The organism is Rhodococcus sp. P4_B6, assembly GCF_056402215.1.
Window position 1 is genome coordinate 1 of sequence record NZ_JBFUHV010000130.1, and the last position, 20,432, is coordinate 20,432.

Below are 20,432 nucleotides of genomic sequence, written 5' to 3' on the forward strand. Positions count from 1 at the left end.
ACGACCGCTCGATCTCGTGCTGCGGTTCGACTACCTGGGATCGTCTTCGAGGTCGAGGTCCTGGCGTCCGATCCGGCGATAAACCTCGGGGTGACGGATCTTGTATCGCAGCGCCACGACCACGCCGACCACGATGATGAGCACCAGCAGGGCGTCAGCAACGTAGCCGCCGGTCTTACTGCCGACCATCGTGTCCATGTGCTTCACGGCTAGTGCCATCGTGGCTGCGATGCCGATGAAGGCCAGTACCGGGGAAATCCAGGACTTCCAGATTCCGACGTGACCGGGGTTGCGTCGGAAGAAGATGATCACCGACAGGCTCGTCCCCAGGAGAAGGGGAAGTACGCAAATGGTTCCGAATCCGGCCAGCGCCCCGTATGCGGCAACCACGTCGCTGCTCAAGGTCACTACGAGAAGGTAGATGACGAGGCAGATGGCCGCGGTCGTGAGAACTGCAATGTACGGGGAACCCAGTCGCGGATGGACCCGCGCCAACCGCGGAGACAGCACGCGATCTCGCCCGAGGGTGTAGAAGTAGCGTGCTGCGGCGCTCTGGGTGGAGTTGATCGCCGCAACGATGCTGGTCACCAGCAACACGGAGACCATGGTGGAGAAGAAGCCGCCCATGTAGTTCTGGACACTGTCGAAGAATGATCCGACGGGGTTGTTTCTCGCGTCGTCGTGAGCGTTCGAAGGTCCCACCGCGATGATGTAGGCCCAGATTCCGGTGCCGTAGAAGACGGACATGAAGGTGATGGCCGCGTACGTTGCCCTTGGTACAGTCTTCTCCGGATTCCGGGTCTCCTCACGGAACACCGCGGTGGATTCGAGTCCGATCAGCGACGCCAAGGAGAACAAGATCGCAAGACCGACGCTGCCGGACGTGAAGGTGTTCCAGGTGAACGATGAGGCCGAATAGCCTTCGGAGCCTCCTTTGGCGAACACCACCGCCTGCCAGATGGCCACGACCGTGGTTTCGATGACAACGATCGTTCCGAGCACTCTCATCGAGAGGTCGATGCGGAGAATATTCAGCACGGTCACGATTCCGAGAACGATCAAGCCCCAGTACTGCCACGGAATCGGCGAACTTCCGAACAATTGATCCATCAGGTTGACCGTGATCAGACCCATGTAGGGATAGCCACCGACAGTGATGGTGATGTAGGCAATCAGTGCGAGAAAGGCGCCGGCCAAGCCGGCAGGCTTGCCCATTCCTTCGGCGATGTAGCAGTAGAAGGCGCCGGGACTCTTCATATGCTTGCTCATGGCGATACAGCCGACTTCGAACAGAAGCAACAAGACTCCGGCCACGATGGAGGCGAGTGGTGCACCGATACCGTTGCCGAAGGCGATTACCAGCTGTTGATAGCCCGCCATGATCCCGAGTGGCGCGCTGAATGCGACGAAGATGAGTGTCAGAGCCGGGGCGCCTAGCCTACGCGGCAACCGATCGGGCCTCGATTGGGTCACATGGGATACTTCGTCAGTGTTGACTGGTGGGGACGTTGTCATCTGAGGATACCCTCCATAGTGACCGGAACATCTGATGGTTCGTACATTCGCTGAGCCTCACTTTGTGCGTGTCGAGTCGATGGTCTTCATGAAGTCCGGGTGCCGTCACCGTCGGGATGGCATCCGATCCACGATGCGACTCGTCTGTTTCAGCTTGTGGTCACAAGCGAGAACGTGAAGATTGCGGTACACCGCGTCGAACGGGCCGAGCAAGGCAAGGTCATCATCGGACGTAGGACTTGATCGCAACATCCGCAGACGTATCGCGGGTCGGCTCATGGCGATCGAGCAGGCTCACTGCGCAGCGCATCGGTAGGCGTGGGGAGCGTCCGCCGGAAGTGCCTGGTCGGATTCTCGATGACATTGCAATCCTCCGCGGATTGAAGTGGGGCCGGACCGATGCATCCTGGCTTTGTTCGGTGCGTCACAGTTCAGTCTGCTGCGTTCACCGAACCCCCGATAGGGGCAATCTGCGAAACGTGACCACGCTTGGTTTCACGAACCGTGCAGACATGGCGGCCATCGCCGGCACCGAGCTGTTTGTGCGTTGCTAGACTCGCGCAATGGCGAGCACCACCCGCAGCCCCCGCGGGCCGACAGATCGCGAACGGGCGTCGCGGATCGCGCGAGCGACAATCGACGTACTCAGGCAGGGCGGCCTCGCCGGGCTGACGCACCGTGCAGTTGCTCGACAGGCCGACGTGCCCCTGGGCTCGACGACATATCACTATGCGAATCGCCAGGAGCTGCTCGAGGCTGCTATTCGTGTGGGAATCGCGGAGTTCGAGGAGCTGATCGCGCAGTGGGCGGTTGGACTTGACGCGAACAATGTGGCCTCACGGCTTGCGACGCTGATTGCGACACAGTCCTTTCCAGGCGAAGCTCGCGACGGAATCCTGGTCGAGTACGAGCTCTACCTGGCGTCTGCGCGCACCGTGGACCTGAGGCCGCTGAGCCATCAGTGGGACGCGGTGTTGCGCACCGTGCTGGAGGATCGAGTCGGCAAGAGCGCGGGACGCGTCTACTTCGCCGCGTACGTCGGCTTGATGTTCGAGTCGCTGATCAGTGACGAACCGCTCGATCAGGCCGAGGTCGAACGTATCCTCGGCGCCATCGTGCCCGACTGACGAATCTGTTTCGACAGTTCCCGATTTACTTTCTCTTGCAACACATTACGCCTTTAGAGCAGGTAACCCCACCAGCATAAGGGCCAGTTCCGGCCGCACGAACAGCCCGGCGGCCGAGGCCCGTTCGTCGAGTGACTGTTGACACACCACTGCCCTCGTTCTACATTTGCCTCACTCGATGTGTACACGAGTACACATATGGAGGGATCCAGGAGGACGAAACATGTCAATCACCCACCCTGAACGTGTTGACCAGGGAACTCGTGGGAGCCTCGACCCGGACGGGGCGGTCGGGCAGGCGATCGAGAACGGCCAGACACTCCCCTCGAGCTGGTACACCGACGACTCCATCTTCGAACAGGAGAAGCATGCGATCTTCCGGCGCTCGTGGGAGTACGTCGGGCATCGCGGTCAGGTGGCCAAGCCCGGAGACTTCTTCACCTGCGAGGTCGGTGGCCTCCCGATCGTCGTGGTCTGCGGGAAAGACATGGTTGTGCGCGCGTTCCACAACATCTGCCGGCACCGTCACCACTCGGTGGCCATCGGAGCCGGCAACCGAAAACTGCTCCAGTGCAACTACCACGCATGGACGTACAAACTCGACGGATCGTTCAACGCGGCGCCGCGCTCGAAGGAGGACCCGAATTTCGACGGCACGCCCCTCTGCTTGAAGACCGCAAAGGTCGATTTTCTCGGCAACATGGTATTCGTCAACCCGTCCGGGGACGCTCCCTCGCTGACCGAAGCGCTCGGGCCGATCCCGATACTCGCCCGGGATCGAGCCCTCCCACTGGACGAAGCCACCTTCCAGGGACGCAAGTCTGTCGACTTCGACTCCAACTGGAAGATAGTGTGGGACAACAATTGCGAGTGCTACCACTGCCCCACTGTGCATCCGTCCTGGTACAAGACGGCCCGGTTGGACGGCGAGCACCTGTACAGCTACCCCATCGGACCGCTCCAGTTCGAGGTCGTCATGGAGCAGTACGAGGGCCTGCGTGACGACAACTCGTACTACTGCTGGCCGGCCATCTTCTTCATGAGTTCGGGTGGTGCCGGGAAGCTACCCGACAGCGTCGCCGACGGTATCGAGGAGCAAGCCAAGCAGCCTGGATTCATTGCCTTCCGCTTCGTTCCGATCAGCACCCGTGAGACACGCATCGACGTCGATGTGTTCAGCATCGACCCCCTCACCGAGCAGCAGGTCGATGACTGGCTCGAACTCATCCTCACCGTCGTTCGGGAGGACCGCGACGTCTGCTCCCGGGTGCAGAAGGCGCACGACGCAGGTGGAAGCGAACTCGGGACGCTGATCCCCGGGATCGACAGCGAGTACATGACCCAAACGTGGGAGAAACTCGTTCACCGGGCACTGGTTCACCYCGAGGTTCCGATGTACGCACCCATCTTGGAACGCACGGACACGTGGCCTCCGGCCTCTGTACCTGCCGGCCAATCCTGACATCCCCTCCCACCGCACCGCGGTCGAGCAACGGTAATCATTGTGCAGCACAACGTAGACCGGCGCTCGACCGCGGGCGCGACCGCCGCCGACGAAGCGCTGCGCAGTCCTCGCTCCGGATCCGCACCCAGTGGCATCCGACAAAGCCTTGACAAGATGAAAGAAGCGATCGGATGATCGATACAGAATCGGACCGCGTGAAGGTCAACGTGCTCTCGACCGAAGGTGTCACCGCCCACGTCGTGGCCCTCACGCTCGAGCCGACCGCAAATACGCCCCTGCCCGCTTGGCAACCCGGAGCTCACATTGATCTGGAGCTGCCATCCGGCCTCGTCCGCCAGTATTCGCTGTGTGGTTCGCCGCACGACGAGAAGACCTACACCGTGGCGGTCTTGCGGGAGCCGAACGGCAGGGGTGGTTCCGCCGAAGTCCACGACACACTGACACCGGGTACTCAGTTGACCATCAGGGGACCGCGGAACCACTTTCCGTTGGTGGAGTCGAACCGCTATCTCTTCATCGCCGGCGGCATCGGGGTCACTCCGATGCTCCCGATGATCGAAACCGCGGAACGTAACCGCGCCGACTGGACGCTGATCTACGGCGGACGGACGCTGACAAGCATGGCCTACCTTGACCGGCTACTCGAATTCGGACCGGACCGAGTGACGCCCGTTGCCGAAGACGTGAGCGGCCGGCCGGATCTCGGGGCCCTCCTCTCCCAGATCGGAACCGACACTCAAATCTACTGCTGCGGTCCGTCGGGATTATTGGATGCCGTCGAGGCAGAGTGCTCGAGTCGTGGTCTGGCCGGGCAGCTGCATATCGAACGTTTTGCCGCACCGGCGAATACTGTGACAGGACCCGTCGACGGCGACCTCCCGTTCGAAGTGCATCTGCAGCAATCGGGAGTGACCGTCCAGGTCGGGGCGGACCAGACAATTCTTGATGCCTTGGAAGACACCGACGTCGAGGCACCCTTCTCGTGCGAGGAAGGGTTCTGCGGAGCATGCGAAGTAAGGGTTCTCGGCGGAGTCCCCGACCACCGCGACAGCGTATCGCCGGCCGCCGACCACGACGCCGCCAAAACGATGATCATTTGCGTCGGGCGCTCGAAAAGCCCGCGCCTGGTCCTCGATCTGTGAACCCTCTGCCTCAGAATCTTCGATCCTTTCGCACCACGCGTTCCAGTCAGTTCACGACCAGACTGGTTGGTTGGTTTCGCAATTGGCGCCCGCCGCAGCGTCTGCTGTGTGAACCGGCGTCGGGACGGTGGCAAGATAGGAGATCTCCGGTCACGGACAGCCTTCGCCGTGGTCGGAGGTAGCGCCGGATACATTTTCTGCGAGGTGCAAGATGTCATATCGTCAACGCTGTCGCGGACTGGACGAATCGGCGTAAGCGATGTCCGGGATCGATCCGTTCGAAACCCAGCGGGATGTGGTTCTGCCGATCACGACGGAGCTGGAGGCGTGCGGATTCGACGACGCCCAGGAGATCGGTCGTGGCGGCTTCGGGGTGGTCTACCGCTGCCGGCAGTCCGTCCTGGACAGAACGGTGGCTGTCAAAGTGCTGACCACCGACCTGGACGAGGAGAACCACGAACGCTTCTTGCGTGAACAACGGGCGATGGGGCGCCTGACCGGTCACCCTAACGTCGTCAACATTCTGCAGGTCGGTGCGACAGAAAGCGGGCGCCCCTACCTCGTGATGCCCTACCACCCGCACGATTCACTCGACGGCGAAATCCGACGTCACGGACCTCTTGCAGTGGAGGAAGTGCTGAAACTCGGCGTGAAGACGGCGGGAGCACTGGAGACTGCGCATCGGCTCGGAATTCTCCACCGCGACGTCAAACCCGCCAACATACTCCTCACCGAATACGGTGAACCGGCCCTGACCGACTTCGGTATCGCACACTTCGCCGGAGGATTCGAGACAGCGACCGGCGTCGTCACCGGGTCCCCCGCATTCACTGCGCCCGAAGTACTCGCGGGACAAACCCCGAGTCCCGCAGCGGACGTCTACGGTCTCGCCGCTACCCTCTTCTGCGCCTTGACCGGGCATGCCGCGTTCGAACGCCGTAGCGGCGAGCAACTAATGGCCCAGTTCGTCAGGATCACCAGCCATCCTCCCCCCGATCCACGCGAGCACGGGGTCCCTGACGACCTCAGCGCGGTCGTCGAACGAGCGATGTCACAGGATCCAGAGATCCGACCTACAGCGATGGAACTCGGCGACGAACTCCAAGAGGTGGAACTCCGCCACGGGCTTCCGCTTGACGAGATGCCCGTGCGCCCGGTTGCGGACCGACGTCCCAGCCTGACACCGAACTCCCGCGCCAAGGCACCGTCGGGGGCAGATCCGGGGAGACCACTCGCGGGAAATCTCCCCGTCGCGTTGACCAGCTTCGTCGGTCGCCGAAGCGACCTCGCGGAAGCGAAGAACCAGCTGAAGGTATCTCGCCTCGTCACGCTGACCGGGATCGGCGGTGTCGGGAAAACTCGGCTCGCATTGAAGGCAGCAGCACAATCAGACCGTGCGTTTCCCGATGGTGTGTGGCTGGCCGAACTCGGCGAACTGCGCGACGAATCCCTGTTGGTCGACGTCGTGACCGGCGCACTGGGACTACGGGAACAGTCGGCACGTCCGGTTCAGGACCTGCTCGTGGAATTCCTCGGCTCGAAGCGGATGCTGCTCGTTCTCGACAACTGCGAACAGCTGGTGGACGCCGTCGCGAAACTGGTCGAGATTCTCCTGCGCAGCTGCCCGGAACTCCGCATACTCGCCACCAGTCGAGAGGCCCTCGCCATCGGCGGCGAAGCAGTCCTTCGTGTTCCCCCGCTCACCGTCCCCGAGTCCGACCGCCCTTCCTCATCCAGGAGCATGCCCCGATCCGACGCAGTCCGGTTGTTCGTCGAGCGTGCCGCGGCCGCTGTCCCGGGCTTCGAACTCAACGACAGCAATCGAGCGGCCGTCGCCGGAATCTGTCGAAAGCTCGACGGGTTGCCCTTGCCGATCGAACTGGCTGCCGCCCGCCTGCGCGCCATGTCGCCGGAGCAGATTCTTCGACGGCTCACCGATCGCTACGAATTGCTGACCGGTGGCACCCGAAGCGCGCCGACCCGACAGCAGACGCTTCGCTTGTGTATCGACTGGAGTTACGAGCTGTGCACCACGCCCGAGCAGTTGGCTTGGGAAAGGCTAGCGATCTTCGCAGGAAGTTTCGAACTCGATGCGGCAGAGGAAATCTGCGGCTTCGACCTCTCACCATCGGGGGTGGTCGACGTTGTGACCTCTCTGCTCGACAAATCGATCCTCATTCGCGAGGAATCCGGCCCCGTGGTTCGATTTCGGATGCTCGAGACACTTCGAGGCTTTGGCGCGGAGAAAGCACAGGAAAGCGGCCGATACCGCGACCTGCGAGTGCGACACAGAGATTGGTACCGCCGGTTGGCTGAGGATGCCAATACACAGTGGATTGGTGACAGACAGCTGGAATGGTTCCAGCGAATCGAACGTGAGCAACCCAATCTCCGGGAGGCGATGGAATTCTGCGCCTCCGAAGATCCCGTCATCGGCTTGACGATCGCGAGCGCTCTCTTCCAATTCTGGAACTCGAGGTCGCTGTTCAGTGAAGGACGGTATTGGCTCGACCGGATTCTGGATCGCCACAGCGGGCAGCCGACAATCGAACGGGTCGAGGCGCTGTATGCCGATAGCGTGTTGGCGGAAATGCAGGGGGACCTCTCGGTCGCAGCCCGGTTGGTGGCGCAGGCACTCCAGCTCGCCGAGCAGACGCAGGACTCGACGATCGATTCCCTCGCCGCCCATGCGGAGGGGCTTTGCGCACTGTTCAGTGGTGACCTGCCCAAGGCGTGCTCTCGGCTAGAGGCTTCGGTGTCGGCTTTCGTCGATCCGCGCGATCTCTCCCTCCGGCTCGAGGCGTTGATGTCGCTCGGTATCGCTTACGAATGGCGGGGCGATACCGACCTTGCGATTTCCCGCTTCGAAGAGGTCCACGAGATCACCCGATCGCGAGGGGAATCGGTGTTGCAGGCCTATTCGCTGTGGGCTCTGGGCGTTGCCTGGTGGCGGCGGGGCGAACCGCGTCGCGCAACGGAGCAGCTCGAGCGGGGGCTCCGATTGGCACAGGTCGCGAACGACCAGGTCGGGGCTACGACCTGTTTGGAGACACTCGCATGGATTGCGGCGAGCGACGAGGAGCCTCGCCGCGCCGCGGTGTTGATGGGGGCTGCCGAAGTACTCAGCCGTGCGGTAGGCAGTTCCTCCGCATATCTTCCGAACCTCCTCGACTACCACAACGACTGCGAGCGGAGGGCGCGGCAAGCTCTGGGCACAAAAACTTTCGAGGCCGCACGCCATGAGGGGAATGCTCTCGACCTCGATGCCTCGGTTACCTTTGCGCTCAACAGGCAATCCTCCGACCAAGCGGGCAAGATTCCCAAGCCATCTCTTCTCACCAAGCGCGAGCACGAGGTCGCCGAACTCGTGGCGCGGGGGCTGACCAACAAGGCGATCGCTGCCGAACTCGGCATCTCCCCGCGGACGGTCCAGGGGCACGTCGAGCACATCCTCACCAAACTCGGATTCACGTCGCGGGTCCAGATCGCGGCGTGGATGGTCGAACAGATCAATGAGATATGAAGGCCTCTCCCCAAATGCCGGAATGGCAGCCAGTCTGTGACGTGCCCCAGGCGTCGGCGCCATCAGGTACCGGCACAGTGGTTGGCCGTTTGAGGCTCTGAATTCGGTTCAGACCCAAGCTAAGGCGAACTCGTAACGGCATCGGCCGGGTGGTTCCCATATTCCCAGTGGATCGGAGACCTCTCACTCGCGAATGCAGCGTTGCTGCACAAAAGGCGAAGCAGTGGAGCCGTCATATGCACACTATGGGTCTAACTATCTCAGTTGTCTCGCTGCAGACTGAACATGAACAACGTCACGCGAGGAAGTTCTGAGATTCATGTTCTCTACCAGAAGCAATATTCGTCGCATGAGCGGGCGTCGATCCCGCGGCGTGTGCGTTGCCAGGCCTCGCGGCTGGAGCCCCGCGGGACGGTGGAGCCTCGGCAGAGCAGGCTGCCGGTGTCGATCGCAGAGCTGAGCGACGGGATCATCGCGAAACCTCACGAAGCCTCGAACGCCCCCGAAGGCGACGCCATCGAGATCGCCGAACTCCTCCGGGCGCACCACAACCACACCGATTCCCTTGATTCTGCAGAGCAGGAAAGGACCACCCATGCCTAAGCTGACAGGCGGCCAGGTCGTCGCACAGGTCTTGAAACAGTACGGAGTTCCGTACGTCGCCGGCATCCCCGGCCACGGGATCTGGTCATTGACCGATGCGTTTCTGGAGAAGGGATCCGAGATCCCCTTCATCCAGGTGTTCCACGAGCAGAGCGCCGTGCACCTTGCGGACGGCTTTTATCGGGCGTCCGGCAAGCCGATGGCAGCGGTGACCTCCATTGGTGCGGGCGCCGCGAACACCGTTCTCGGCCTCGCCACCGCGTACAGTGACTCGACGAGCCTGCTCTGTATCACCGGCGGCCCGCCGACCCACATGCGGGGACACGGCTTGCTGCAGGAACTCGACCGCCACACCGACAACGGTTTCCCGCAGGTCACCGACGCGGTATCGAAGCGGAGCTGGGTCGCGACCCGCGTCGAGGAACTGCCGTTCATCATGCACCGGGCGTTCAACACGATGCTGACCGGCCGTCCGGGCCCCGCCCACATCGAGGTTCCGATGGATGTGCAGGCAGAGGCAGCCGAGGTATCCCTGCATGACCTCGCGCGGCGGCTGCCGGTCGGGCTGCAGCAGCCCGACCCCTTGGCGGTCGATCGAGCCGCCCGCGTCCTCGTGGACTCGGCGCGTCCGGTGATCGTTGTCGGCGGCGGCGCGATCACTGCCGATGCCGCTCAGGAAGTCCTGCGGCTCGCCGAAACATGGCAGATCCCCGTGGTGACCACATGGAACGGCAAGGGCGCCTTCCCCGAAGACCACGACCTGTTCGCGGGCAGCGTCGGACAGACCGGCACCATCGTCGGCAACGCCATTGCATCCAAAGCGGATGTGGTGATCTCCGTCGGGTGCCGGTTCACCGACTGGTCGGCATCGAGTTACGCCCAGGGGGTGACCTTCTCCATTCCGCCGGCCAAGCTCATCCACATCGACATCGACCCGCACGAAATCGGTAAGAACTACCCGGCCGAGGTCGGCATCGTCGCCGACGCCAAGCCGACAGTCGATGCCATTACCGCGGCACTGCCTTCCGCCTCGCCGCAGCGTGGCGAGTACCTCGCCGAACTGGGGCGTCTGAAGGAGGAATGGGAGGAACAACTCGCCTCTCGCCGCGACTCGGATCGGTACCCATTCACGTCACAGCGTCCCCTCGGCGGATTACGCAATGTAATGGAGCGAGACGGAATCATCGTCGCCGGCTCCGGCAACACCCAGGGCGCGGTCAAGCAGACCTTCCCGGTCTACCAGCCACGCACGCACCTGACCTCCGGTGGGTTCTCCTCGATGGGTTGGGCGATTCCCGCCGCCATGGGAGCCAAGCTCGCCGCCCCCGACCGTCAGGTCGCGTGTGTCGTCGGTGACGGGGACTTCCTGATGACTGCGCAGGAGATCGGGATCTGCGTCACCCATGACATTCCGGTTGTCTTCGTCGTCCAGGACAACTCCGGGTTCATGTCGATCCGCGGCGGCCAGCGTAAGCAGACCAGTCGGCACATCGGTACCGAATTCAACCGACCGGACGGCACGCCGTACAGCCCCGATTTCAAGGCCCTCGGAACGGCATTCGGGCTCGAGTCGTTCCGCGTCGAGGATCCTTCAGATCTCGAGGCGACCTATCGCAAGGCCTTCGAATCGAAGGCTCCGGCCCTGATCGAGGTGCCCACCGACCGCGACGCGGCCGGACCGTGGGTTCCGGGTTGGTGGGACTTCCCGGTTCCCGCGTATATCGACGACGAACGCCAGGGCGAATACTCGTCCATGCGCGCGAAGGAACAGCACCTGTAGGAGCGTCCACCGCGCGGAGCCGCCGGCGGGGGGCGGCTCCGCGCGACCGAAAGGCGAACAATCCCAGAACCCCGGAAAGCGAACGATGAAGATCACCGATACCAGGCAGCTGGCCAGGTCCGGGCTGTCGCTCGGTGTGATGAGTTTCGACGGCGCGCCCATAGGCAATGTTCTCGGGCGCGTCACCGACGACGCGGCACACGAATTGATCTCCTCGGCATGGGATCTGGGGGCGAGATACTTTGACAGCGCTCCGTTGTACGGCAACGGGCTGGGTGAATACAGGCTGGGCCATGGTCTGCGTGAGCGTGATCGCGACTCGTATGTGTTGTCCACCAAGGTCGGCAGGGTCATCTCCCCGTCATCCTTATCCTCGCGACGCGCATCATGCATGGACACCGCGCCGCTCGAGCCGAGCTTCGACTACAGCTACGACGGCGTGATGCGCAGTGTCGAACAGAGCTTGCACCGGATGCTGACGGATAGATTCGACATCCTGTTCATCCACGACTGCGACCGCCACACTCATGGTCACGATCAGCCTGAGATATTCCGTCAAGCTCTCTCCTCGGCGTACCCGGCGTTGGAGTCTCTGCGAAGCCAGGGCGTCGTCAAGGCGCTCGGGTTCGCGACCAACGAGGTGGACGTCTGCCACAGCGCGCTCAAGAACACCGACGCGGATTGTTTCTTGCTCTCCGGTCGCTACACCCTCCTCGAGCAGGAGTCGCTCGACGATCTTTTGCCCGCGTGCCAGGAGGCCTGCGTCGGGCTGATTCTCGGAGGGGTCTACAACAGCGGAATCCTCGCAACAGGACCGGTCAAGGGCGCGACATTCAACGATGCACCCGTACCACCAGCGGTGCGGAAGAAGACCGCACGGATTCAAAAGATCTGCTCGGATCACAACGTGCCGCTTCGTGCAGTGGCGCTTCAGTTCGCGATCGCGCACCCTGCAGTGGCGAGTGTGTGTGTCCGCGCGGGAAATCAGCAGGAACAACAGTTCGATGCCGAGTTGTTCGAATACGACATCCCTACCGAGTTGTGGGCAGACTTGCGTGCCGCCGAATTGATTCGTGCGGATGCGCCCACTCCGGGTGACGTTCCTCGAACGACTGGGCACGCCTACTCTCCCACCTGAACGCTGATGGCTGCAGCGGATCAAGCCTGCCGTGAGGATTCTGCGAGACATTGGGGCCGACCGCAGCGGTCGGCCCCTGTTCGCGGATGCACCCCGATGTCAGGGAACAGCCACGAGGGCTGCCGCGCCGTCCGCGACTCTGTCCGGTGGGATGGTCATGCGCTGTGACAGAGCCTTCCTCGCGAGCATGTAGTCCTGCGGCCTGTTGACGGCGTGGACGGCCAGGAGCCGTCCGTCTCGGTAGTAGAACGCCGAAAACTTCTCGGCCGCAGGTTCACCACGGAGCTCGACGTGGTCGTAGCCCTCCGTGAGACCTGCCATCTGGAGCTTGAGATCGCCTTGGTTCGACCAGAACCAGGGCAGCGCCGAGTGCGTGAACGGCTGCCCTGCAATAGATGCAGCGGCAACCTTGGCCTGGTCGACTGCGTTCTGTACCGATTCGAGCCGGACGAAGCCGGAACCTGTCATCGGATTCGGCCCGACGGTGCAATCTCCTGCGGCGACGACCCGGGAATCGCTCGTCCGGGCGAAGGAGTCGACGACGATGCCGCCGGCGGTCTCCAGTCCGAGGCGTTCGGCCAGCTCGAGGCGGGGTGTCATGCCGACCCCGACGATAACGACGTCCGCCGGCAGCAGACTTCCGTCGGACAAGCGGACACCGGTGGCCTGTCCGTCGTTGCCTTCGATCGCGGTGACGCCGTCCCCCAGCCGGATGTGCGTTCCGCGACGCTGGTGGGCTTCGGTGAGGAAGGCGGACATCTCGGGAGCTACGGTGCGCGAGAGCAGTCGTTCTGCGAGTTCGACCACTGTCACGGTTTTGCCTCGCCCGCGTGCCATGGCCGCGGCCTCGAGTCCCACGAACCCGCCGCCGATGACGACGACGGATGCCCCGTGCTCGAGGTGGCTGATGAGTTGTACCGCGTCGGCGATGGTCCGTAGGTAGCACACGCCTGTGAGGTCGGAGCCCGGGACCGTCAAGCGGCGGGGTCGGCCTCCCACCGCCAACATCAGGTGGTGGAACGACTTCTCCGTACCGTCATGGAGTTGCGCGGTGCCTGCGGCATCGGCAGTCCCGCCATCGAATTCGATGTCGGTGACCCGCTGATTGCACAGGACTTCGACACGTATCTTGTCGTAGTACGCAGGTTTGCGGAACTGAAGGGTTTCGTGATCGGCGGTTCCCGCGAGGAACGCCTTCGACAGCGGTGGCCTCTGGTACGGGAGGTGCGGCTCCGAGCCCACGATGGTGATGTCCGCCGTGTAACCCATCTCCCGCAATGAGAACGCCGCCTGCGCTCCGGCCTGGCCGCCGCCGACGATGAGTGTGCCGGTCATGACTGCTCCGGTGCGATCTCGATGCGGAGGCCGTCGAGGCCGTGGTGGAATTCGATCTGGCAGGCCAGCCGGCTGGTGTTTCTCCGTTCGGCCATCGTGCCGTCGAGCATGTCGTCTTCGAGATCACCGGGCGGTCCGACGCGGTCGGCATACGCCGGGTCGATGTAGATGTGGCAGGTTGCGCACGCTCCTGCGCCGCCGCACTCGGCGACGATCCCCGGCACACCGTCCTGAACGGCGATTTCCATCACCGACGTTCCGGGCTCGGCCTCGAGCGTGTGGGCTTCGCCCTGTGGAGTGACGAATTGAATAGTGGACATCTGAATCCTCCTTGCGCGCACTGGCCCGGCACGAGAACGAACAGTGTTGGTACAGAATCGTTCCGGTTCTGCCGAGTTCAGTTGGAAACTAGAAAGTGGCGGCCGCCGCGGTGGAATCGGTGGACCGGACCTCGGTGGGGTAACGGCCTGGATCCGCGCCACCTGTGGTGCGTTCGCTGTCGATCCAGTCTTCGACCCTGAGCTGGATTGCTTCGGTCCGCAGAACCTCCGGGTCGATGTAGAACGCTGCCATTCCGGCGGCGAGGGCCACTTCAGGGTCGACGGTCGCCAATTCCTCTACTGCGGCGGCGTAGGCGCACTCCTCGGGTGAGGGCGGGGTGAAGTTTGTGCATTCGGAGCCTTCGAACATCGAGTCGACTGCCGCGGACATCGAGAACGCGGCGTCGATTACTCTCGCCAGATCGCCTTGTACGTCGTGTGCCAGAGCGTCGAGCGACGATCCCGTGTCGAGCGCGGCTTTGAGGAGACGTCCCCCGGATGCCGCCAGGGTCATGCCCTGACCGTAGATGGGATTGAACGATGCCGACGCGTCACCGACGACGAGCAGCCTGTCCGGAAGGGACTCGTCCTCCCAGCGCCGCCGCAGGTTGCCATCCTGGTGGTAGGTATTGATATCACTTACGGGAACACATCGACGCGCGATCTCGCCGAGCAACGGCGAGCGGGCATCGTCGAGGAAATCGAGGAAGCCTTCTCTTTCTCGCGGCGGGTAGTCCCGCATCATCCCGATCGCGCTCAGGGAATGGACCCCGTTGTCGGCCGGCAAAAGCACACCGCCCCGGTGGTGCCCGGGCTCGGGATGCACTACGAGACCGAGAGCGCCGTCGAGAACTCCTTCCGGGATGCGAACGAACTGCGTCGCGTAACCCATGTAGGCGTTCGCGCGGACTTCGGTGGGTGCGCCGAAGCCGAGGTCTTGCAACCATGCCGGGGACTTGGTGCGTCTGCCCGAGGCGTCGACGACGAAGTCTGCTTCGATCTCGGATCCATCCCTGAGGCGAGTGCCGAGGACGCGCGAACGATCATCCGACAACAGGAATCCGCGCGCAGACCCGTGCCGAATGCTGACGTTGCCGAGTGCCAGGACACGCTCTCGAATGACCAGCTCGAAAAGGGGGCGGCGGAATGCGACGGCATTCGCGCTGTCTACCCGCACCTTCCAACCGGATTCGGACATCATCGGCACCGTGGCGAGTTGATCGAACTCGAGGCACCCGCGTTCGACGAAGTTTTGTCGAATGCCGGGAAGCACTTCTTCCATGCGTTCGAGGCCGAGCGGGAGGATCACGTGAACTTGATTTCCTTGGGGAACACCTGCTCGGGGCTCGGGGCTGCCCGAAAGTTGATCGCGCTCGACCACGGTGACGCGCTCGAAACGGTCGCTTGCGGCGGCGGCGGCCATCAGGCCTGCGACGCTTCCGCCGATCACGACGAGGTGACCATGTGTCATGTCAGTACTCCAATGGTGAGAAGGAATCCGGTGCGATGACGGCGCTGAGCGAGTGGGCGGCTCCGGCTGCGGGAGCCGTCTGCACTTCGCGTCCGTGTACATATGTACATGTACATTCGTACATTATGGGTGTACGTTTGTACACGTGTCAATCGTGTGGATCCAGGGCGAGCCTGGTGGACCTGGAACCGAGYGACGTCCCCAGGCATCGAGGAGTGGTGACGATGAGGAAGGAACCGCGTGTGACGACGCGCCCAGCAGTGAGCAAGCAAGGACAACGCGACCCGGGTCGGCGCGATCGACTGGTTGATGTTGCCGTCGAGGTGATCGCCGAGCGCGGAGTCGCAGGTGCCACGCACCGTGCAGTTGCCGAAGCTGCGGGCGTGCCCCTCGGATCGACAACCTACTACTTCAAATCTCTGGAAGATCTTCACGCCGAAGCGATCACGCGACATGCCGCGAACATTTTCGGCGTCTTCCAGGCTCGGCTCGAGGGCGTCAGAAGTCGCGAACAGTTGCTCGACTCTCTCGTCGATCTCGTCATCGAGGATCTGACCGGAGACAAGCGAGGGCTCGTAGTGACGATCGAGCTGTACGCCCTCGCAACCCGCAAGGCAGCGTTCTTCGACATCGCGGACGACTGGGTCCGAGTCACGCAAGCGCTCTTCGAGCTCCATATGGACGAGGAAGCCGCGCAGGCGGTGAATGCGCTGATCGAGGGCATCGTGATACACAGCGCTCTCTCATCCACACACATCACGAGCCAGCACCTTCGCCGGCAACTGGAGCAACTGGTCCCGAATGCCTCATTTTCACCCAGTCGCGCAACGGTTCCAAGCACGCCCGTGTCAGAACAGCTGGTGGCCGCACGCGCCGCGGCACAAGACCAAGGCTAGAAAATGACGTCATCCACGATCGCACACCATGCATTTGCCGATTCATCCGCGCGCCGGTCCAGAATGAGCGAGAAGCCGCTGACAATCGAATCGGCGCTGAAACTCGAGGTCTTCAGGCGGATACCGTTGACGATATTCGCCGGCGAAACCAACCTGTCGCGATCGATACGATGGGTGCACCCGGTCGAGGTACCTGATATCGCGCGCTTCCTTACCGGTGGAGAAATGTTGCTGACCGCCGGCCTCGGCATCGCCCGAGACCCGGAGCAGCAACGGCGTTTCATCCGCGAGATCTCCGACGCAGGCGCCTCCGTTCTCATTCTCGAACTGAGCGGCCGCGCATACAGTGACATGCCCGACGCTCTCGTCGACGAGGCTGTATCGAGGAACTTCCCCTTGGTGGGTCTGCGAGGCGAGCTTCCATTCGTGGAGGTGTCGGCGCAGGTTCACGAATCGCTGGTCGATGAACGCGTGCTAGAACTCACCACATATGAACGACTGAACGATGTGTTCATGCAGTCGCTGCTCGAAGGTCGCGACCACGTCTCGTTTGCCGAGAAGCTAGCCGCCGAGGTAGATCATCCTGTGGTTCTGGAAGACACCCTTCACCAGGTCGTCGCATACTCCGGCGCCACCGCGAAAGCCGATGTCACACTGACTGATTGGGAACGACACTCGCGAGTCCTCCACGATACTGCGACGAACGCACACGGTGCCGCGCACGCGGCGGGGGAGCCATCCGAATGCACGCGACGGGCGGTCATCCTGCGTGGCGAACGGTGGGGATGGTTGCACATACTCCACGGCACCGAACCGCTCGACCGGGCTGACCTCTACGCTCTCGATCGTGCGGCGGATGCGGTCGCCATCACTCTCCTGGGTGCCCGCGAGAGCGGCGCGAAGGCGGCTCAGCGACAGAATGCCCTGGTCAATCGGCTGCTCCTGGGCGACATCTCGGGCGAAGCTTTCGTCACCCGTGCCCTCCGAATCGGCCGCGATCTGCGAGAACGATCACTGGTCGTGGTCTTCGTCAGCAAACGGTCGTCGATCGCCTCGCCGCTCGACGAGGCATTGGAGGAGTTGTGCCGCACACTGCACGTCCCCTCCGTGGTCGCCGACATCGGCGATCACACACTGGCAATCATCGGCCTGTCGCGTCAGTGCCCCGAAGAAACCTTGGTGGAGAAGCTGTCCACGCTCCGGGTGCGAGCGGGCGTCAGTAGGCAGGTGGCGGCAAGTCAGGTCCCGCAAGCGGTGGAACAGGCGCGCAGCGCAGCCTCCGTCGCGGCTGCGCGAAACGACGAACGAGTGCTGCGGTTCGACGAACTCGGCGTGCTTCGGCTCCTGGTTTCCCTGGCCCAGGGCCCAGAACTGGCCCGCTACGTTGAGGACGAACTCGGTCCCGTCCTCAAGCACGACGCGAATTCCGCCAGTCCGTTGCTCCCGACTCTACGTGCGTTCCTGACTTACGACGGGAACAAGACCCATGCGGCCGAAGCGCTGTTCGTGCAGCGACGCACGATGTACTACCGAATCGATCGACTGAACCAGTTGCTGAAAAGAAAACTCGACGATCCCGACGTACGTCAGGCACTGATCTTCGCGGTCCGCGGGCACGATCTCATGCACAAGTGCTGAATTGAACGAATTGCGCAACTTCTGGGCGAGAACTGCACACGCTAGGTAGCGCGGTAAGGGCGGGCCGGCCGTAAAGTGAGAATGCGCGAACGGTAGCGCTTCGTATCGCCGGGCCGTACTCGGCAGACCGATCACGATCGGTGCAGTACCCGAACTTCTGCCTCCCGCTCGAATCCCCATAATGGATGGAAAACAACTGTGTCTGAAAATGTTTCACGAAATCCGAAGATTCCCACCGTGCGCTCGGTCGATCACGTCGCCTACACCGTGCCCGATCTCGATGCCGCGGTCGCCTTCTTCGTCGACCACTTCGCCGGCGAGTGCATCTTCTTCGACGGCCCCTTTTCCGACAGCGAGGACGGCATGGCTCGCCGCCTCAACGTCCACCCCGACGCCAAGTGCCGTCTCGCGATGGTCCGCCTCGGGCTGACCACCAACATCGAGTTGTTCGAGTACTCGGCGCCCGACCAAACCACCCAGCCTCCCCGCAACAGTGACATCGGCGGCCATCACCTCGCCCTCTACGTCGACGACATCGACGAAGGCTACGACTACGTCCGCTCGATTCCGGGCGTGGTCGTCATGGCAGGCCCGAACGGTGTCGCGCCGGACTCCCCCGTTGCCGGACAGCGGTGGTTCTACTTCCTCACACCGTGGGGCATGCACATGGAACTCACCTCGTGCCCCGGTGGTTCGTTCTACGCGGGACTTCCGGGTGAGCGGATGGCGCCGCCGAGCGACCGCTGGCTCTGACAAACCGACCCTGGATCCGACACGTTCGGATCCAGGGTCGAATACTGCTTTGACACAGCAGATCCAACGGTAGGGGCACCCGACAACGACCGCCCGCGGCCATCGACTGTCATTCGTCGACGGCCGCGGGCGGCCTCCGTTTACGCCTTCTGGATCGGCCTCAGGCGGTCAGTGCACCGGAGTGACCCAACCGGAGGGCCAGGGCGGCCACAGTGATCGCCGGGTTGACCGCAGCCGACGACGGGAAGGGGGAGCTGTCCGCGATCCACAGATTGTCGAGATCGTGCGCCTTGAGATCCGCGTCGAGAACACTCGTCGCAGGGTCGTCACCCATGCGGGCGGTACCGCACTGATGGGAGGTCGCCTCGACACCGAGACCTTCGTGCAAGGTGATCGGGAACCCGGCGCGGTGGACGAGTTTCTTCATCCGCCTGATCAGTTCTCGATGTGAGGACATGTTGGTGGCTGTGCGCCTCACCGTGATGTCTCCGTTCGAGTTGAGCGCGATCCGGTTTTCCGGTAGCGGGAGGTCTTCGGTTTGCAGAAACAGGTCGAGGGTGTGCCGGGTGACCCCCTCGAGGATCGGGGTGGGGATGAGTGGGCGTGCGCGCTTTGCCATCTCGCCGCGCAGCTTGCCCAGACCCTGCACGTTCCCGAGCGGATACCGGTTGTCGGCACCGGCCGTGTACCAGTCGTTGATACCGATGGTCTTCTGATAAACGGCGTCGTTCGTGCGACGGGGGTCGATCGCCAGGAAGAACGTCGTCACGTGCGCCATGTAGTTCCGCCCGACCTGGTCGGAGGAATTCGCCAGCCCGTTGGGGTGTGTGGACGACGACGAGCGCAGCAGCAGTGCGGCCGTGTTCGCGGCACCGGCGGCGACCACGAACCGTTGTGCCTGCACGGTGATCGTGCTGCCGTTGTGTCGCACCTGGGCGCCGGTGACCTGACGACCGGTGCGGTCCGTGTTCAGGCGGGTCACCTCGGCATTGGTGAGGAGTTTGACCATGGCTGATTTGAGAGCTGGCCGCACCGCGGAGACGTCGGCGTCGCCTTTCGCGTCGATCATGCAGGGGAAGGCGTCGCACGTCGGACACAGCACGCAGGCGCCGCCGGGGCGGACGTCGAGGGACTGTGGTGCGGCGAATGGGTGGAGGCCTTGTCGGCGCGCGCCGTCCGCCAGCCGGGCCATGGCTCCTTCGTGGGCGATGCCGGGGAAGGGGTAGTCGGTCGAGCGCCACGGGTCGGTGGGATCTTCGCCCTTGTTGCCGTGCACCCAGAACATGTGCTCGGCCTCACCGTAGTGGGATTCGAGGTCTGCGTAGGAAATCGGCCAGGCTGGGGAGATACCGTCGGGGTGTTCGACCTCGCCGAAGTCGTGCTCCCGGAATCGGGGCAGCGTGGCACCATAGAGTTTGGTGCTGCCTCCCACGTAGTGGTAATTCCCAGGAATGAAGCTTTTCTTGGCGATTTCGTCGTACCAGGGTGCGGAATTCTTGTAGCGCCCCTCGGCAACTACCGCCTTGATCGACCAGTTCTCGCGCTCACGGGGCAGGAAGTCGCCCTGTTCGATGATGAGCACGCGCGCCCCGGACTCACGCAGGGCGTAGGCCAGGGTGCCGCCGCCCATGCCGGAGCCGATGATGGCGACATCGCAATCGACCACCTGGGGTGGATTGGTGATGACCGAAGGTTGGTCAGGGGCGAAAAGGTCGGGCATGGGAGC

The 20,432-nt window shown here is 63.0% G+C and carries 15 protein-coding genes; 10 read left to right on the plus strand and 5 right to left on the minus strand.

What is annotated here, in order from left to right:
• Window positions 1–30: 30 nt before the first annotated feature.
• Window positions 31–1,515: an APC family permease gene (locus AC1DWT_RS37435; protein ID WP_259375867.1), complete on the minus strand. Its 1,485-nt coding sequence runs from the start codon at window positions 1,513–1,515 to the stop codon at window positions 31–33.
• Window positions 1,516–2,078: 563 nt separating this feature from the next.
• Here AC1DWT_RS37435 and AC1DWT_RS37440 point away from each other — a divergent pair.
• The 7 genes from AC1DWT_RS37440 (at window position 2,079) to AC1DWT_RS37470 (ending at window position 12,293) form a co-directional block, all read left to right on the plus strand.
• A complete protein-coding gene (locus tag AC1DWT_RS37440; protein WP_095865439.1) occupies window positions 2,079–2,642 on the plus strand; it encodes a TetR/AcrR family transcriptional regulator in 564 nt (187 codons plus the stop codon).
• A 223-nt stretch (window positions 2,643–2,865) separates the two neighbouring features.
• On the plus strand, window positions 2,866–4,104 hold the full coding sequence (locus AC1DWT_RS37445; RefSeq protein ID WP_477924483.1) for an aromatic ring-hydroxylating oxygenase subunit alpha: 1,239 nt from the start codon (window positions 2,866–2,868) through the stop codon (window positions 4,102–4,104).
• Window positions 4,105–4,301: 197 nt separating this feature from the next.
• Window positions 4,302–5,249 (plus strand): PDR/VanB family oxidoreductase, encoded by a 948-nt coding sequence (locus tag AC1DWT_RS37450; protein WP_257016068.1) that lies wholly within the window; start codon window positions 4,302–4,304, stop codon window positions 5,247–5,249.
• 259 nt (window positions 5,250–5,508) lie between these two features.
• The gene (locus tag AC1DWT_RS37455) at window positions 5,509–8,772 is read left to right on the plus strand and encodes a protein kinase domain-containing protein (RefSeq protein WP_206014132.1); all 3,264 of its coding nucleotides are present in this window, start codon (window positions 5,509–5,511) and stop codon (window positions 8,770–8,772) included.
• 285 nt (window positions 8,773–9,057) lie between these two features.
• Entirely contained in the window at window positions 9,058–9,375 is a 318-nt protein-coding gene (locus AC1DWT_RS37460) for a hypothetical protein (RefSeq protein WP_143051425.1), read from the plus strand.
• Window positions 9,368–11,155 carry a thiamine pyrophosphate-binding protein gene (locus AC1DWT_RS37465; RefSeq protein ID WP_072942672.1) on the plus strand — a complete coding sequence of 596 codons (1,788 nt, stop codon included), beginning with the start codon at window positions 9,368–9,370 and terminating at the stop codon, window positions 11,153–11,155. Before AC1DWT_RS37460 ends, AC1DWT_RS37465 begins: the two co-directional genes overlap by 8 nt.
• An 85-nt stretch (window positions 11,156–11,240) precedes the next feature.
• Window positions 11,241–12,293, plus strand: coding sequence for an aldo/keto reductase (locus AC1DWT_RS37470; RefSeq protein WP_206014131.1), 1,053 nt, complete (start codon window positions 11,241–11,243; stop codon window positions 12,291–12,293).
• A 99-nt stretch (window positions 12,294–12,392) separates the two neighbouring features.
• On the opposite strand, the gene AC1DWT_RS37475 is transcribed toward AC1DWT_RS37470, so the two are convergent.
• From AC1DWT_RS37475 to AC1DWT_RS37485, 3 genes are all read right to left on the minus strand, one after another.
• Entirely contained in the window at window positions 12,393–13,628 is a 1,236-nt protein-coding gene (locus AC1DWT_RS37475) for an NAD(P)/FAD-dependent oxidoreductase (RefSeq protein WP_072942670.1), read from the minus strand.
• Window positions 13,625–13,948 carry a 2Fe-2S iron-sulfur cluster-binding protein gene (locus AC1DWT_RS37480; RefSeq protein ID WP_206014130.1) on the minus strand — a complete coding sequence of 108 codons (324 nt, stop codon included), beginning with the start codon at window positions 13,946–13,948 and terminating at the stop codon, window positions 13,625–13,627. Before AC1DWT_RS37480 ends, AC1DWT_RS37475 begins: the two co-directional genes overlap by 4 nt.
• Before the next feature lie 88 nt (window positions 13,949–14,036).
• Complete coding sequence (locus AC1DWT_RS37485; protein ID WP_206014129.1) at window positions 14,037–15,419, minus strand: NAD(P)/FAD-dependent oxidoreductase; 1,383 nt, start codon at window positions 15,417–15,419, stop codon at window positions 14,037–14,039.
• Between the two features lie 242 nt (window positions 15,420–15,661).
• Here AC1DWT_RS37485 and AC1DWT_RS37490 point away from each other — a divergent pair, with 242 nt between their 5' ends.
• The 3 genes from AC1DWT_RS37490 to AC1DWT_RS37500 all read left to right on the plus strand — a co-directional run bounded on the left by AC1DWT_RS37490 (window position 15,662) and on the right by AC1DWT_RS37500 (window position 18,706).
• Window positions 15,662–16,315, plus strand: a complete 654-nt coding sequence (locus tag AC1DWT_RS37490; protein ID WP_206014128.1) for a TetR/AcrR family transcriptional regulator — start codon at window positions 15,662–15,664, stop codon at window positions 16,313–16,315.
• Window positions 16,316–16,378: 63 nt separating this feature from the next.
• A complete protein-coding gene (locus AC1DWT_RS37495; RefSeq protein WP_072942662.1) occupies window positions 16,379–17,953 on the plus strand; it encodes a PucR family transcriptional regulator in 1,575 nt (524 codons plus the stop codon).
• Window positions 17,954–18,190: 237 nt separating this feature from the next.
• Window positions 18,191–18,706 carry a VOC family protein gene (locus tag AC1DWT_RS37500; protein WP_206014127.1) on the plus strand — a complete coding sequence of 172 codons (516 nt, stop codon included), beginning with the start codon at window positions 18,191–18,193 and terminating at the stop codon, window positions 18,704–18,706.
• Window positions 18,707–18,866: 160 nt separating this feature from the next.
• On the opposite strand, the gene AC1DWT_RS37505 is transcribed toward AC1DWT_RS37500, so the two are convergent.
• The gene (locus AC1DWT_RS37505; protein ID WP_206014126.1) at window positions 18,867–20,426 is read right to left on the minus strand and encodes a GMC oxidoreductase; all 1,560 of its coding nucleotides are present in this window, start codon (window positions 20,424–20,426) and stop codon (window positions 18,867–18,869) included.
• Window positions 20,427–20,432: the final 6 nt, after the last annotated feature.

Bases quoted from the DNA above. Each gene is read 5' to 3' on its own strand.
- AC1DWT_RS37495 (WP_072942662.1), top strand. From the start codon at position 16,379: ATGAGCGAGAAGCCGCTGACAATCGAATCGGCGCTGAAACTCGAGGTC.
- AC1DWT_RS37460 (WP_143051425.1), top strand. From the start codon at position 9,058: ATGAACAACGTCACGCGAGGAAGTTCTGAGATTCATGTTCTCTACCAG.
- AC1DWT_RS37505 (WP_206014126.1), bottom strand. From the start codon at position 20,426: ATGCCCGACCTTTTCGCCCCTGACCAACCTTCGGTCATCACCAATCCA.
- AC1DWT_RS37435 (WP_259375867.1), bottom strand. From the start codon at position 1,515: ATGACAACGTCCCCACCAGTCAACACTGACGAAGTATCCCATGTGACC.
- AC1DWT_RS37455 (WP_206014132.1), top strand. From the start codon at position 5,509: ATGTCCGGGATCGATCCGTTCGAAACCCAGCGGGATGTGGTTCTGCCG.
- AC1DWT_RS37440 (WP_095865439.1), top strand. From the start codon at position 2,079: ATGGCGAGCACCACCCGCAGCCCCCGCGGGCCGACAGATCGCGAACGG.
- AC1DWT_RS37465 (WP_072942672.1), top strand. From the start codon at position 9,368: ATGCCTAAGCTGACAGGCGGCCAGGTCGTCGCACAGGTCTTGAAACAG.
- AC1DWT_RS37485 (WP_206014129.1), bottom strand. From the start codon at position 15,419: ATGACACATGGTCACCTCGTCGTGATCGGCGGAAGCGTCGCAGGCCTG.
- AC1DWT_RS37480 (WP_206014130.1), bottom strand. From the start codon at position 13,948: ATGTCCACTATTCAATTCGTCACTCCACAGGGCGAAGCCCACACGCTC.
- AC1DWT_RS37475 (WP_072942670.1), bottom strand. From the start codon at position 13,628: ATGACCGGCACACTCATCGTCGGCGGCGGCCAGGCCGGAGCGCAGGCG.
- AC1DWT_RS37470 (WP_206014131.1), top strand. From the start codon at position 11,241: ATGAAGATCACCGATACCAGGCAGCTGGCCAGGTCCGGGCTGTCGCTC.